Below are 14,034 nucleotides of genomic sequence, written 5' to 3'. Positions count from 1 at the left end.
AATCTTCCAGAATCGACCACATCTATAACGGTATCTGGCAGGTTTCTTCATTCAGGATGTTTTCAAGGTCCGGCCTGCTCATTAGGAAGGTGACCCATGCGTATTGATCGTTTAACCAGCAAATTACAGTTGGCCCTGTCCGATGCCCAGTCCCTGGCCGTCGGTCTGGACCATCCCGGTATCGAACCGGCGCATTTGATGCAGGCCATGCTCGAACAGCAGGGCGGCTCCATCAAACCCCTGTTGATGCAGGTCGGCTTTGACGTCAACAGCCTGCGCAAAGAACTGGCCAAGGAGCTCGACCAGTTACCCAAGATCCAGAATCCGACCGGGGACGTGAACATGTCCCAGGATCTGGCGCGGCTGCTCAACCAGGCCGACCGCCTGGCCCAGCAGAAGGGCGACCAGTTCATTTCCAGCGAATTGGTGCTGCTCGCCGCCATGGACGAGAACAGCAAGCTCGGCAAGTTGCTGCTCGGCCAAGGCGTGAGCAAGAAAGCCCTGGAAAATGCCATCAACAACCTGCGTGGCGGTGAAGCGGTCAACGACGCCAACCACGAGGAGTCGCGTCAGGCGCTGGACAAATACACCGTCGACCTGACCAAGCGCGCCGAGGAAGGCAAGCTCGACCCGGTGATCGGTCGCGACGATGAAATCCGTCGCACGATCCAGGTGCTGCAACGCCGCACCAAGAACAACCCGGTGCTGATCGGTGAGCCGGGCGTGGGTAAAACCGCCATCGCCGAAGGCCTGGCCCAGCGCATCATCAATGGCGAAGTGCCGGACGGCCTCAAGGGCAAGCGCCTGCTGTCCCTGGACATGGGGGCGTTGATTGCCGGTGCCAAATACCGTGGTGAATTCGAAGAGCGACTCAAAGCCCTGCTCAATGAACTGTCCAAGCAGGAAGGGCAGATCATCCTGTTCATCGACGAATTGCACACCATGGTCGGTGCGGGCAAGGGCGAAGGTTCAATGGACGCCGGCAACATGCTCAAGCCTGCGTTGGCCCGGGGCGAGTTGCACTGTGTCGGCGCGACCACGCTCAACGAGTACCGCCAATACATAGAGAAGGACGCGGCCCTCGAGCGGCGCTTCCAGAAAGTGCTGGTGGAGGAACCGAGCGAAGAAGACACCATCGCCATCCTGCGCGGCCTTAAAGAACGCTACGAAGTTCACCACAAAGTGGCGATCACCGACGGCGCGATCATCGCCGCGGCCAAGCTCAGCCATCGCTACATCACCGACCGTCAATTGCCGGACAAGGCCATCGACCTGATCGACGAGGCGGCCAGCCGCATCCGCATGGAAATCGACTCCAAGCCCGAAGTGCTGGATCGGTTGGAGCGACGCCTGATTCAACTCAAGGTCGAGTCCCAGGCCCTGAAGAAAGAAAGCGACGAAGCGGCGAAGAAACGTCTGGAAAGGTTGCAGGAAGAAATCGTTCGTCACGAGCGGGAGTATTCCGACCTCGAGGAAATCTGGAACTCGGAGAAAGCCGAGGTCCAGGGCTCGGCGCAGATCCAGCAAAAGATCGAACAGTCCCGCCAGGAGCTTGAAGCGGCTCGCCGCAAAGGCGACCTCAACCGCATGGCCGAGCTGCAGTACGGGGTGATCCCGGACCTGGAGCGCAGCCTGCAAATGGTCGACCAGCACGGCAAGAGCGAAAACCAGTTGCTGCGCAGCAAGGTGACCGAGGAAGAAATCGCCGAGGTGGTGTCCAAGTGGACCGGCATTCCGGTGTCGAAAATGCTTGAGGGCGAGCGTGACAAGCTGCTGAAGATGGAAAGCCTGCTGCACCAGCGCGTGATTGGTCAGGAAGAAGCGGTCGTAGCGGTCTCCAACGCCGTGCGCCGGTCCCGCGCCGGGTTGTCGGACCCTAATCGTCCGAGCGGCTCGTTCATGTTCCTCGGCCCGACCGGCGTCGGTAAAACCGAGCTGTGCAAGGCGCTGGCCGAGTTCCTCTTCGACACGGAAGAGGCCATGGTGCGCATCGACATGTCCGAGTTCATGGAGAAGCATTCCGTGGCACGGCTGATCGGTGCCCCACCGGGTTATGTTGGCTATGAAGAGGGCGGTTACCTGACCGAAGCGGTGCGTCGCAAACCGTACTCGGTGATCCTGCTCGATGAGGTCGAGAAGGCGCACCCGGATGTGTTCAACATCCTGCTGCAAGTGTTGGAGGATGGTCGCCTGACCGACAGCCACGGGCGCACGGTGGACTTCCGCAACACGGTGATCGTGATGACCTCCAACCTGGGCTCGGCGCAGATCCAGGAGCTGGTGGGCGACCGTGAGGCGCAGCGCGCGGCGGTGATGGACGCGATCTCTACCCATTTCCGGCCGGAGTTCATCAACCGTGTGGACGAAGTGGTGATCTTCGAGCCGTTGGCCCGGGATCAGATTGCCGGCATTACCGAGATCCAACTGGGCCGCCTGCGCAGCCGCCTCACCGAGCGTGAGCTGAAACTGCAACTGAGCGATGAGGCGTTGGACAAGTTGATTGCGGTGGGTTACGACCCGGTCTATGGCGCACGGCCGCTCAAGCGAGCGATCCAGCGCTGGATCGAAAACCCGCTGGCGCAGTTGATCCTGTCGGGGCGCTTCATGCCGGGTGAAACCGTGACCGGTACGGTGGAGAACGACGAAATCGTCTTCAACTGAAGGCCGGCTTTGCCGACGAGGGAAATGGCCTTGCCTTGCAAGGCCATTTTTTTCATCAGGCCGTTGAACTCAAAGGAAAAGGCTTGTAAAGTGCGCCCCGCAGTACGTCACCCCAAGGGCGACTTCTCACTGAGAAGGAATCCAAAATAAGTTGCAAATCATTGTCTTGAAAGCAATTTAAGGGGTTGACAGAGGTTTTGAAGATTGTAGAATAGCGCGCCTCAGACACACGAACGCAGCGATGCATAAGGGTAGAAGAGGTTGAAGCTTGCTTCAACGTTGTAGCTTGAAATATCAGTTCCGTGATAGCTCAGTCGGTAGAGCAAATGACTGTTAATCATTGGGTCCCAGGTTCGAGTCCTGGTCACGGAGCCATTTCAATCGGGGTATAGCGCAGTCCGGTAGCGCGCCTGCTTTGGGAGCAGGATGTCAGGAGTTCGAATCCCCTTACCCCGACCATATTTGGGTCGTTAGCTCAGTTGGTAGAGCAGTTGGCTTTTAACCAATTGGTCGTAGGTTCGAATCCCACACGACCCACCATTTTTGAAACCAGCTCGCTGGAATCGAATCTTAAGATCAGAGGCCAAAAGCACTGATCGAGGAAGGCGACTTGCGAAGGTCGCCTTTTTTTTACCGGGGTATAGCGCAGTCCGGTAGCGCGCCTGCTTTGGGAGCAGGATGTCAGGAGTTCGAATCCCCTTACCCCGACCATATTAAAAATCCTCGTATCGAAAGATACGGGGATTTTTTTTTGCCCGGAATAAAGTGGACTGACTTAAGTCATCGTACGACCTGCCGATAACCCAGCGACAGGGGCGTGGCCCCACCTCAGGCCAACAATAAAAAAAGGCACCCTCTATGGTTCTTCGTCAGTTGAATATCGCCCCCCGTGCCGCGTTGGGTTTTGCCCTGATTGCCGTGCTGGTGGCGTTGCTCGGGGTGTTCGCGCTGGGACAGATGTCGAGCATTCGTGACAGTGAGGTCGCCGTGGAAACCCAATGGCTGCCCAGCATCCGGGGCGGTGACGAGATCCGCGAACTGATGCTGCGCATTCGCACCATTTCCCTGCGCATGGCCCTGGACCAGGATCCCAAGAATATTCCGGTTTACCGCGGCCAGATGGATACCCGCGATAAAGAACTGAGCGAAAAGATCGCCAATTACGACAAGCTTGTCGTCACGCCGGAAGGCAAGGCGCTGTATGACCAGTTCAAGCAGACCTTTGCCGCTTACCGTACCGGTATCGCGCAATCCTTCACCCTGGCGGAGCAGGGGCGTCGGGACGAGCTGATCAAGCTGCTGCTGGTGGACATGAAGACCGTAGTGGACGGTTCCGGCAAGCAGCTCAACGATCTGGCGGAGTTGTTCTCCAAGCAGGTGTCCATCGAGAGCCAGAAGTCCCAGGCGCACTACGCCAATTCCCGCATGATTGTCAGCCTGTTCATTGTGCTTGCCGCCCTGGCCACGGTGACCCTGGCCATGTTGCTCACGCGCAGTATCGTCAAGCCCTTGGGCGAGGCGCTGAATGCTGCGGAGAACGTCGCCCGCGGTGACCTGACCCGGCCCATCGAGACCCATGGCAACGACGAAGTGAGCCGCTTGCTCAAGGCGTTGGCGGCCATGCAGCAGAACCTGCGTGAAACTCTGCAGGGTATCAGCGGCTCGGCTACTCAGTTGGCGACCGCCGCCGATGAGCTGAACGCGGTCACCGTCGATAGCACTCACAGCCTGCAACAGCAGAATAACGAAATCGAACAGGCGGCCACCGCTGTCACCGAGATGACCACCGCCGTGGAGGAAGTGGCGCGCAATGCGGTGTCCACCTCCGATGCCACGCGTCAGTCCAGTGAATCGGCGTCCCTTGGGCAGCAGCGGGTCAGCGACACGGTCGAGGCCATCGGCGCCCTTGCCACCGATGTGCAAGTCACCGGTGGCCTGGTGCAATCCCTGGCCAACCAGTCGCAGGATATCGGCAAGGTGCTGGATGTGATCCGGGGCATCGCCGAGCAAACCAACCTGCTGGCCCTCAACGCGGCGATTGAAGCGGCTCGGGCGGGGGAGAGCGGACGTGGGTTTGCGGTGGTGGCCGATGAGGTGCGGGCGTTGGCTTATCGCACGCAACAATCGACCCAGGAAATCGAGCAAATGGTCCAGGGCATGCGCAGCGGTGCCACCCAGGCACTTGATTCCATGCAGGCCAGCTCCAGCCGCGCCGCCAGCACCCTGGCCATGGCGGAGCGGGCGGGGGACGCACTGCAGACCATCACGGCCTCGGTCAATGAAATCCACGAACGCAACCTGGTCATCGCCAGTGCCGCCGAAGAACAGGCGCAAGTGGCCCGCGAGGTGGATCGCAACCTGGTGAACATTCGTGATTTGTCCGTGCGCTCGGCTTCCGGCGCGGACCAGACCAGTGCCTCCAGCCATGAGTTGTCGCAGCTGGCGAATTCGCTGCGCACGATGGTGCAGCGGTTTCAGGTTTGATCGATGGATGGCTCGGACAGTGATCCTGCCCGAGCTCAAGTATTGACTGTACCGCCCCCATCGCGAGCAAGCTCGCTCCTACAGGATGACCGCGATCAACTGTGGGAGCGAGCTTGCTCGCGTGACGGTGGATCATTCGATGTCAGTACTGCTGACTCAATGCAGCTTCAGCCGAGGCTCGGTCCCACGCCCGATCTTGCTGCCCAGCATCAGCATGGCCGTGCGGAACATGCCGTACAGCGCCATCTGGTGCATGCGGTACAGCGAGACATAGAACATCCGCGCCAGCCAGCCTTCGAGCATCACACTGCCGGTCAGGTTGCCCATCAGGTTACCCACCGCTGAGAAGCGCGACAGCGAAATCAATGAACCGTAGTCGGTGTATTTGTATTCCGGCAGGGCCTTGCCTTCGATCCGCAGCTTCAGGGATTTGGCCAGCAGCGAGGCTTGCTGATGCGCGGCCTGGGCACGGGGCGGAACGTTGCGATCGCTGCCGGGTTGCGGGCAGGCGGCGCAATCGCCGAAGGCGAAGATGTTCTCGTCACGGGTGGTCTGTAGCGTCGGCAGCACCTGCAGCTGGTTGATCCGGTTGGTCTCCAGCCCGTCGATGTCCTTGAGGAAGTCCGGTGCGCGAATCCCGGCGGCCCAGACTTTCAGGCTCGCGTCGATCACTTGGCCATCTGCGGTGATCAGGCTGTCGGCGGTCACCTGGCTAACAGCGGCGTTGGTCATGACGTTGACCCCGAGTTTTTCCAGGGTCTTGTGCACCGGTCCGCCGATGCGCTCGGGCAGTGCGGGCAAGACCCGTGGGCCGGCTTCGATCAGAGTGATGTGCATGTTCTCCGGTTTGATCCGGTCCAGGCCATAGGCATGCAGTTCGTGGGCGGCATTGTGCAGCTCGGCCGCCAATTCGACCCCGGTCGCACCGGCGCCGACGATGGCGACGCTGATGCGCTCGACGATATCGGTCTGTCCGGCGTGGGCACGCAGGTAGTGGTGGAGCAGTTGCTGGTGAAAGCGCTCGGCCTGCTTGCGGGTGTCGAGGAACAGGCAGTGCTGCGCCGCGCCTTCGGTGCCGAAGTCATTGGTGGTGCTGCCGACGGCGATCACCAGGCTGTCGTAGCCCAGTTCCCGAGCCGGCAACAGCTCGACGCCCGCCTCGTCATAGGTGGCGGCCAACTGGATGCGCTTGCGCTCGCGGTCCAGGCCGCTCATGCGCCCCAACTGGAACTCGAAGTGGTTCCATTTTGCCTGGGCGACGTAGTTGAGTTCGTCTTCGGAGGAGTTGAGGGAGCCGGCCGCCACTTCATGCAGCAGGGGTTTCCAGATGTGGGTCAGGTTCGCGTCGACCAGCATCACACTGGCCGTGCCACGCTTGCCCAGAGTCTTACCCAGACGGGTAGCCAACTCCAGACCGCCGGCGCCGCCGCCAACGATGACAATACGATGAGTCATGGGGATATCTCGCAAGGCTAAAGGAAATCGGTGCCGTTACCCGAGCGAGCGAAATGCGGCTCATAGCGTCAGGTAACTGATCAGTCGGCTCAACAGGCCCAGGCCTATGGTCACGGCCAGTACCACCACCAGGAGCATCCACGGCCGGAAAGGCCGGCGCTCGACTCGGTGCTGGGACAGTTGCAGGTACTCTTCGACATGCTTCTGGTCTTCTGGGTTCAGGCGACTGGTCATAAAGGCCTCGTCAGGTAGACGTTGCGAAAGGTGAAGACGTTACAGCGTCCGGCTAGCCGGCATTGAAAGCAGCGTAGCCGCTCGCCGGAACGGGTTCGACGGTCAGGCTGTCGTCCAGGCGAATGATTCCACTTTTTAACACCCGGGCGGTGATTCCGCCATGGCCGCGTACGGCCTGGAACGTACCTTCGCCGAGGTTTCGTTCCAGTCGTGCGCAGGGTTGGCACCAGCCGGTGGTTTCAAAGATGGCTTGGCCGATGCGAAAGCGCCGGCCCTTGAGGCTGAACAGATTGATGCCGCTGACCACAATATTGCGCCGTAGCTCTTGTGGCAGCACTGGCTGGTCCTCGGGGCGGCCCATCAGTGAGCCGATCACCGCCAGGTGCTCCCATTGGATCAGCGTCACTTGTCGCGCATTGCGCGCACCGGGGCGGGCATGGTCGCCGGTCAGCCCGGCTTCCAGGCGGGCCTCCACGGCGTCCAGTTCGATCATCGGCGCATGGCCCTGGGGGCGCACGCCGATCCAGCGTACGCGGCCCTGCTGCGGCACGGCGGCGATCAGTTCCTGCAACGGGCTCACAGGCTGATCCCGACATCGAACACGATGCTGCGCCCCAGGTTGCCTCGCAAAAAGTCCGGCGCGTCGGGGTGGGCAAACAGCACCCGGGCAAACGTCGGCCCCACCAGCGACAGCGAGCGCCAGCCTTGGCGCAGGTATTCGGTCGGCGGTGGAAAGTGACTGTTGAGGTCCAGCACTTCGCGCTTGAGGCTGGCGAAGGCGATGATGTCCAGTTCGCCCAGGTCCATGCCGCGCTCGGTGTAGTTGTGGGCTTTCTTGCGCAGGGTCGGGGCCAGGCGCATCAGGAACTCATTGGCCGGGATCCGCCGGGGCTTGGCCTCGCGACGCACCAGTTGGCTCAGGGAAAAGGCGCTGCGGCGGCGTTGCAGTTCGTCGCGCCATTCGTCATTGAGGCGGCGGCCCTCGTCGAGCACGAAAAACACCTCGAAATTGGCATCGCGAAACAACACGTCCGGTGGCTCGCCGGCCGGGGCGAACTCGTCGGCGCGATAAGGCACGTTCAACCCTTGCAGCAGACGCTGGCAGACCCAACGCTCACGCTCCCATTTGCGGGCATTGGAGAGAAAGGCGTTGGCTTGCTCGGCCGCGATGGTCAGCAGGCGTAAGTAATCGGAGTCATCCATGGCCCAAGCTTAGCGTTCAATTGCGACAAGCTGGAAGCGTTGCGTTGATTAATGGCCGTTATGGGGTGGGGTGTAGACTGCCAAGAGTTGTGGCGAGGGTGCTTGCTCCCGTTGGGTTGCGCAGCAGGCCTTTTTTGTGAGCGCTTCGCACTCAAGCGGGAGCAAGCTCCCTCGCCACAGAAAATCGATGCAACAAGGGCAAGCGAAAGGAGTAGTCCCATGATCGGTGCCGAGCTGCTCTCGCCGCAGACCCTGGCGGTCGGCTGGCTGGTGTATGTGCCGGTGTTGGCCTGGGCCGTGGTGCGGGCACCGTGGGTCGAGCTGTTCACCGACAGCCGTCGCCAGCATTTGCTGTTCGGCACGGTGCTGGCGTTGTTCATGCTGTGGCTGGTGCGACGGGATTTCGACACCGGCGTTTCGTATCATTTCATCGGCATGACCGCCGTGACGCTGCTGCTGGACTGGCCGTTGGCGATCCTGGGTGGCCTGTGCGCGCAGCTTGCGCTGGTGCTGCTGGGGCGTCAGGACCTGGCGGCGGTCGGGGTCAATGGTGCGTTGCTGATCCTGCTGCCGGTGATGATCACCGAAGGTTGCGCGATCCTGGTGGAACGCGCCCAGCCGCGCAACCTGTTCGTGTACATCTTCTGTTCGGGGTTTCTCGCCGCTGCGCTTTCGGCGTTGGCGTGCCTGCTGCTGGGGCTTGGTCTGCTGTGGTACGACGGGATATTCGCCATGCCTTACTGGCTGGAGGATTTCATCGGCTACCTCTGGCTGATCATCTTTCCCGAGGCTTTCATCAACGGCATGGTGATCAGTGCGTTGGTGGTGTTCAGTCCCGAATGGCTGGAGACCTTCAACCGCACGCGCTACCTGTCGGCGCCGTGGAACGATGATGACAAGCCTTGATTCACGTCAAGGCTGCCCCACCGCTTGCCCTGCATGCTCTGGAAAACTTCCAGGAGCACGACCATGAGTGTTTATGAGTGGGCCAGACAAGAGATCAGGCGTAGCCACGATGCCGCAATGGAGATCGGTTTCGACCCGGGCCTGAGCCTGCGAGCCTTGCTCAGTGCCATCGTGCAACAGAGCAAGACCGTGCGCAGCGCTGAAGACCTGGCCGACGAGTTGAGTTTCCTGGCGGAAAACCTCGACGACGAACAGGACTACGGTTTCATGCGGCCTTAGTGGTGTGAGCGTGGCTCGAAGTCTTCACTGAACAGCTCATCCTCGGCGTCGGGGCTGACCGGAATCTTGTGTTCTTCCGACGCCCAGGCACCCAGGTCGATCAGTTTGCAGCGATCAGAGCAGAACGGCCGGAATGTACTCTCCGGGCTCCACTCCACAGGGGCGCCACAGGTTGGGCAATCAACGGTTGGGGTTTGGCTCATGATTGGCCTCCACGCAAAGTAAGGTAAAAGTGATGCAGGCGCTCGACCTCGCTGTGCAGCCAGGCGAGGTCGCGGTCGTTGACCACCACGTCGTCGGCATGGCTCAGGCGATCCTGGCGGCTGGACTGGGCCTTGAGGATCGCCTGGACCTGCTGTTCGCTGGTCTGGTCGCGTTGCAACGTACGCTCGATCTGCAGTTGTTCCGGCGCATCGATCACCAGGATCCGTTGGGTCATGGTGTATTGCCCTGACTCGATCAGCAAGGGTGACACCAGGATCGCGTAGGACGATTGTGCCTGGGCCAGGTGATGGGCGATTTCCTCGGCGATCAGCGGATGCAACAGGGCTTCGAGCCAACGGCGTTCATCGGCATGCTCGAAAATCAGCTTGCGCAGCGCCGTCCGGTCCAAAGCGCTGTCGGCCTGCAATACGCCAGGGCCGAAGTGTTCGGCGATTTTCGCCAGCGCCGGGCGCCCGGGCTCGACCACCCAGCGCGCGGCGTGGTCGGCGTCGATGACGTGCACGCCCAGGTCGATGAAATGCTGGGCCGCCGCGCTCTTGCCGCTGCCGATGCCACCGGTCAGGCCGAGAATCCAGGGTTTTTCCAGAGGGTTATTCATAAAGGATCGACATTAGAAACCGACAGACTGCCAATAGAAGTCGGTTATTTGACCACCCCAGAGCAAGGCAATCCAGCCGGCAATGGCCAGATAAGGTCCGAAGGGTATTTGCGTTGACCTGGGAGCATCACGCAAGCGCAGCACAATGACCCCGATAACGGCGCCCACCAGCGACGACAGCAGCAGCGTCAGCGGCAGGATCTGCCAGCCCCCCCAGGCGCCCAGCATCGCCAGCAGCTTGAAATCCCCGTAGCCCATGCCTTCCTTGCCGGTGATCAGCTTGAACACCCAGAACACCGACCACAGCGCCAGGTAGCCGGCCACCGCGCCCCACATCGCCTGGTCCAGGGAGACGAACAGCCCGAAGCTGTTGACGATCAAGCCCAGCCACAACAACGGCAACACCAAGGTATCGGGCAGCAATTGATGCTCGGCGTCGATCAGACTCATGCCCAGCAGGCCCCAGGTCAGCACCATCACCATCGCGGCGTGCCAGCCAAAGCCGAAATGCCAGGCGACGAACGCCGACAACGCGCCGCAGGCCACTTCGGTCAGGGGGTAGCGCTTGCCGATGGGCGCGGCGCAACCCGAACAGCGGCCGCGCAGCATCAGATAGCTGAGCACAGGAATGTTCTCCCAGGCGCGGATGCGATGGCCGCAGTGCGGGCACTGTGAATGGGGCAGCATGAGGTTGTAGACCGGGCCCGGGGTTTCGGCCGGCAGGCCCAGCAGATCGTGGGCTTGCAGGCGCCATTCGCGGTTGAGCATCTTCGGCAGGCGCCACACCAGCACGTTGAGGAAGCTGCCGATGATCAGGCCGAGCAATGCTGCAACGAGCACAAAAGCCACGGGATACAGCACGAAAAATTCGCTCAAGGGCATGTCAGATCGCAGAGCCGAGTTGAAAGATGGGCAGGTACATGGCAACCACCAGGCCACCGACGACAACCCCCAGGATCACCATGATGAAGGGTTCCATCAGGCTGGTGAGGTTGTCCACCAGATTGTCCACTTCGGCCTCATAAAAGCTCGCCACCTTGTCGAGCATGTCGTCCAGTGCGCCGGATTCCTCGCCGATGGCAGTCATCTGGATGGCCAGGTTCGGAAAGATGCCTGAGGCGCGCATGGAAAAATTCAACTGCATGCCGGTGGAGACGTCCTGGCGGATGCGCTGCACGGCGCGCTTGAACACCACGTTGCCGGTGGCGCCCGATACCGAATCGAGGGCTTCGACCAGCGGCACGCCAGCGGCGAATGTCGTCGAGAGCGTGCGGGCGAAGCGCGCCACCGCAGACTTGTACATCAAGGTGCCGATCAAGGGGAGCTTGAGCAGCCACTTGTCTCGCCAGTCACGAAACGCCTGGGAACGCTTGAGGGCATATTTCACCCCGAAGAACGTTCCCACCAGGGCGCCAAGCAACATCCACCACCATTGCTGCATGAATTCCGACAAGCCGATGACCATCACCGTGAACGCCGGCAGTTGCGCCCCGAACCCGGAGAAGACCGATTCGAACTGCGGCACCACCTTGACCAGCAGGATGCCGGTGACCACCGCTGCGACGAGTATCACTGCCGTCGGGTAGGTCATGGCTTTCTTGATCTTGGCCTTGAGGGCTTCGCTCTTTTCCTTGTAAGTCGCCACCCGGTCCAGCAGGGTGTCCAAGGCACCGGCCTGTTCGCCGGCGTCCACCAGGTTGCAGTACAGCTCGTCGAAATATTGCGGGCATTTGCGCAGCGAAGCGGCGAAGCTGTTGCCGGCGGCGACTTCCTGCTTCACCTGGTCCACCAGCTTGCGCATGTTGGCGTTGTCGAAACCTTCGCCGATGATGTCGAACGCCTGCAACAGCGGCACGCCAGCCTTGAGCATCGTGGCCATCTGGCGGGTGAAGAGGGCGATATCCAGCGGCTTGATGCGCTTGCCCTTGCTGAATATCGAGGTGGATTTCTTGCGTACCTTCTCGGGGTTGATGCCTTGCTTGCGCAGCTGTGCCTTGACCAGGGCCGGGCTCTGGCCCGTCAGCTCGCCGGTCATTTTCGCGCCTTTGCGGTCTTTGCCTTCCCACGTATAGACGTCGGTTTTTACTGCCTTGACCGCCATGCTCAATCCTTGGTGACCCGGTTGATTTCCTCGAGGCTGGTGACGCCCTGCATCACTTTGAGCAGCCCCGATGTGCGCAGGTCATTGAAGCCGTCCTTGCGCATTTGCAGATCGATTTCCAGCGAGTTGCCCTCGGCCATGATCAACCGTTGCAGCTCGGGCGTGTTCTTGACCACTTCGTAAACCCCCACGCGCCCTTTGTAACCGTGGTTGCACTGTTCGCAACCGACCGGCTCATAGATCGTGAATGTGCCGATGCGTTCCCGGGGGAAACCTTCCTTGAGCAAGGTTTCCTCGGGAACCTCAATGGCCTTCTTGCAGTGGTTGCACAGCTTGCGCGCCAGCCGCTGGGCGATGATCAGGTGCACGGCGGTGGCGATGTTGAACCCCGGAATGCCCATGTTCTGCAAGCGGATCAGGGTTTCGGCCGCGCTGTTGGTGTGCAGGGTGGAGAGCACCAGGTGCCCGGTCTGGGCGGCCTTGATGGCGATTTCGGCGGTTTCCAGGTCGCGGATCTCGCCGACCATGATCACGTCCGGGTCCTGGCGCAGGAACGAGCGCAGGGCCTGGGCGAAGTCCAACCCCTGGCGCGGGTTCACGTTGACCTGGTTGATGCCTTCCATGTTGATCTCCACCGGGTCCTCAGCGGTGGAAATATTGATGTCCACGGTGTTGAGGATATTCAGCCCGGTGTACAGCGACACGGTCTTGCCCGAGCCGGTCGGGCCGGTGACCAGGATCAGCCCTTGCGGTTGCTTGAGGGCGGCCATGTACAGGTCTTTCTGATCCGGTTCGTAGCCCAGGGCATCGATGCCCATTTGCGCACTGGACGGGTCGAGGATCCGGATCACCACCTTTTCGCCCCAGAGCGTGGGCAGGGTGTTGACCCGGAAGTCGATGGACTTGGTTTTCGACAGGCGCATTTTCAACCGGCCGTCCTGGGGTTTGCGCCGTTCGGAAATATCCAGGCTGGCCATGACCTTGAGGCGGGCGGCGATACGGGTCGCCAGTTGGATCGGCGGCCGGGCCACTTCCCGCAGCATGCCGTCGGTGCGCACCCGCACCCGGTAGATTTTTTCGTAAGGCTCGAAGTGCAGGTCGGAAGAGCCGCCCTTGATCGCGTCCAGCAGCATCTTGTTGACGAAACGCACCACGGGCGCGTCGTCGGTGTCCTGGCCGCCGATGGAATCCTGCTTGGTGTCGTCGATCGATTCGATGTCCAGGCCGTCGAGGTCGGCATCGCCCATGCCTTCCAGGCCCGTACTCGTGGATTCGAAGAACTTCTCGATGGCGTCGCTGAGTTTGTCGTCCTCCACCAGGATGGCTTCGGTGGTCAGGCCGGTGCTGAACTGGATGTCGTTGATGGCCTGGTGGTTGGTGGGGTCGGAGATGCCCACGAACAGTTTGTTGCCACGCCGCCACAGCGGCAGGGCGTGATGCTGGCGCACCAGTTTTTCGCTGACCAGGCCGGTGGGCTGGGCTTCCTTGTCCAGGCTGTTGAGATCCAGCAGGGCGACGCCGAAATGCTCCGAGGCGATTTCCGCGACCTGACGGCTCTGGACCAGTTTGTTCTGCACCAGGTAGCTGACCAAGGGGATGCGGCTGCGTTGAGCCTGTTGATACGCCTGTTGCGCATTTTGCTCGGTGATCAGTTCGGCCAGCACCAATTGCTTGGTCAGGCCGCTGAGGGCGATGTCATTCATGGGGATACCGGACGCGGACAGTTCATGACTTATAGCCTAGTCAAGCATCGACGCCAAACCAGCGGGCCTGGGTGACAAAAAACGTCAGATAGTGCGGTTGTTGAGGTAGGACGTCGCCGCTGTGTGGGTTCAAACCCCTTTATTGATAGGGCTTGAGGGTTGGCATGTGCCCTGCAATGGCCGTT

At 60.9% G+C, this 14,034-nt stretch carries 13 protein-coding genes, 4 tRNA genes and 1 pseudogene; 9 read left to right on the top strand and 9 right to left on the bottom strand.

Features of this window, described 5'->3' with window-relative positions:
- Positions 1-96: 96 nt before the first annotated feature.
- From clpB to AC515T_RS24700, 7 genes and pseudogenes are all read left to right on the top strand, one after another.
- Positions 97-2,661 (top strand): ATP-dependent chaperone ClpB, encoded by a 2,565-nt coding sequence (clpB, locus tag AC515T_RS24730; protein ID WP_496530369.1) that lies wholly within the window; start codon positions 97-99, stop codon positions 2,659-2,661.
- A gap of 299 nt (positions 2,662-2,960) precedes the next feature.
- Positions 2,961-3,036, top strand: a tRNA-Asn gene (locus AC515T_RS24725).
- Between the two features lie 7 nt (positions 3,037-3,043).
- Positions 3,044-3,120: transfer RNA gene (locus AC515T_RS24720), tRNA-Pro, on the top strand.
- A 5-nt stretch (positions 3,121-3,125) separates the two neighbouring features.
- Positions 3,126-3,201 (top strand) — tRNA-Lys (locus AC515T_RS24715).
- Positions 3,202-3,295: 94 nt separating this feature from the next.
- A tRNA-Pro gene (locus tag AC515T_RS24710) sits at positions 3,296-3,372 on the top strand.
- A gap of 147 nt (positions 3,373-3,519) precedes the next feature.
- A pseudogene (locus tag AC515T_RS24705) lies at positions 3,520-4,290 on the top strand (MCP four helix bundle domain-containing protein); the annotation flags it as partial.
- Entirely contained in the window at positions 4,282-5,145 is an 864-nt protein-coding gene (locus tag AC515T_RS24700) for a methyl-accepting chemotaxis protein (protein WP_496533191.1), read from the top strand. The pseudogene AC515T_RS24705 and the gene AC515T_RS24700, both read left to right, overlap by 9 nt.
- 156 nt (positions 5,146-5,301) lie before the next feature.
- Here AC515T_RS24700 and AC515T_RS24695 read toward each other — a convergent pair whose 3' ends face one another.
- The 4 genes from AC515T_RS24695 to AC515T_RS24680 are packed head-to-tail and all read right to left on the bottom strand — an operon-like array spanning position 5,302 to position 8,037.
- The gene (locus AC515T_RS24695; protein WP_305468539.1) at positions 5,302-6,600 is read right to left on the bottom strand and encodes an NAD(P)/FAD-dependent oxidoreductase; all 1,299 of its coding nucleotides are present in this window, start codon (positions 6,598-6,600) and stop codon (positions 5,302-5,304) included.
- A 60-nt stretch (positions 6,601-6,660) separates the two neighbouring features.
- Positions 6,661-6,834 (bottom strand): DUF3094 domain-containing protein, encoded by a 174-nt coding sequence (locus AC515T_RS24690; protein WP_003205686.1) that lies wholly within the window; start codon positions 6,832-6,834, stop codon positions 6,661-6,663.
- A 52-nt stretch (positions 6,835-6,886) separates the two neighbouring features.
- Complete coding sequence (locus AC515T_RS24685) at positions 6,887-7,414, bottom strand: MOSC domain-containing protein (protein ID WP_496530368.1); 528 nt, start codon at positions 7,412-7,414, stop codon at positions 6,887-6,889.
- On the bottom strand, positions 7,411-8,037 hold the full coding sequence (locus tag AC515T_RS24680; RefSeq protein WP_030140261.1) for a DUF1780 domain-containing protein: 627 nt from the start codon (positions 8,035-8,037) through the stop codon (positions 7,411-7,413). The genes AC515T_RS24685 and AC515T_RS24680 overlap by 4 nt, the downstream gene beginning before the upstream one ends.
- 219 nt (positions 8,038-8,256) lie before the next feature.
- Here AC515T_RS24680 and AC515T_RS24675 point away from each other — a divergent pair, with 219 nt between their 5' ends.
- Complete coding sequence (locus AC515T_RS24675) at positions 8,257-8,943, top strand: energy-coupling factor ABC transporter permease (protein ID WP_496530367.1); 687 nt, start codon at positions 8,257-8,259, stop codon at positions 8,941-8,943.
- 63 nt (positions 8,944-9,006) lie between these two features.
- A complete protein-coding gene (locus AC515T_RS24670) occupies positions 9,007-9,222 on the top strand; it encodes a hypothetical protein (protein ID WP_053125334.1) in 216 nt (71 codons plus the stop codon).
- On the opposite strand, the gene yacG is transcribed toward AC515T_RS24670, so the two are convergent.
- The 5 genes from yacG to pilB are packed head-to-tail and all read right to left on the bottom strand — an operon-like array spanning position 9,219 to position 13,849.
- On the bottom strand, positions 9,219-9,425 hold the full coding sequence (yacG, locus tag AC515T_RS24665; RefSeq protein WP_018609255.1) for a DNA gyrase inhibitor YacG: 207 nt from the start codon (positions 9,423-9,425) through the stop codon (positions 9,219-9,221). The genes AC515T_RS24670 and yacG overlap by 4 nt on opposite strands.
- A complete protein-coding gene (coaE, locus tag AC515T_RS24660; RefSeq protein ID WP_496530366.1) occupies positions 9,422-10,045 on the bottom strand; it encodes a dephospho-CoA kinase in 624 nt (207 codons plus the stop codon). The genes yacG and coaE overlap by 4 nt, the downstream gene beginning before the upstream one ends.
- A gap of 12 nt (positions 10,046-10,057) precedes the next feature.
- Complete coding sequence (locus tag AC515T_RS24655; RefSeq protein WP_496530365.1) at positions 10,058-10,927, bottom strand: prepilin peptidase; 870 nt, start codon at positions 10,925-10,927, stop codon at positions 10,058-10,060.
- Between the two features lies 1 nt (position 10,928).
- On the bottom strand, positions 10,929-12,146 hold the full coding sequence (locus tag AC515T_RS24650; RefSeq protein ID WP_122564917.1) for a type II secretion system F family protein: 1,218 nt from the start codon (positions 12,144-12,146) through the stop codon (positions 10,929-10,931).
- A gap of 2 nt (positions 12,147-12,148) precedes the next feature.
- Positions 12,149-13,849, bottom strand: a complete 1,701-nt coding sequence (gene pilB, locus AC515T_RS24645; protein ID WP_496530364.1) for a type IV-A pilus assembly ATPase PilB — start codon at positions 13,847-13,849, stop codon at positions 12,149-12,151.
- Between the last annotated feature and the right edge of the window lie 185 nt (positions 13,850-14,034).

Source organism: Pseudomonas sp. FSO-7 (genome assembly GCF_059579345.1).
Note: the sequence above shows the minus strand (reverse complement) of the source record. Positions and strands in the feature narration are given on the sequence as shown.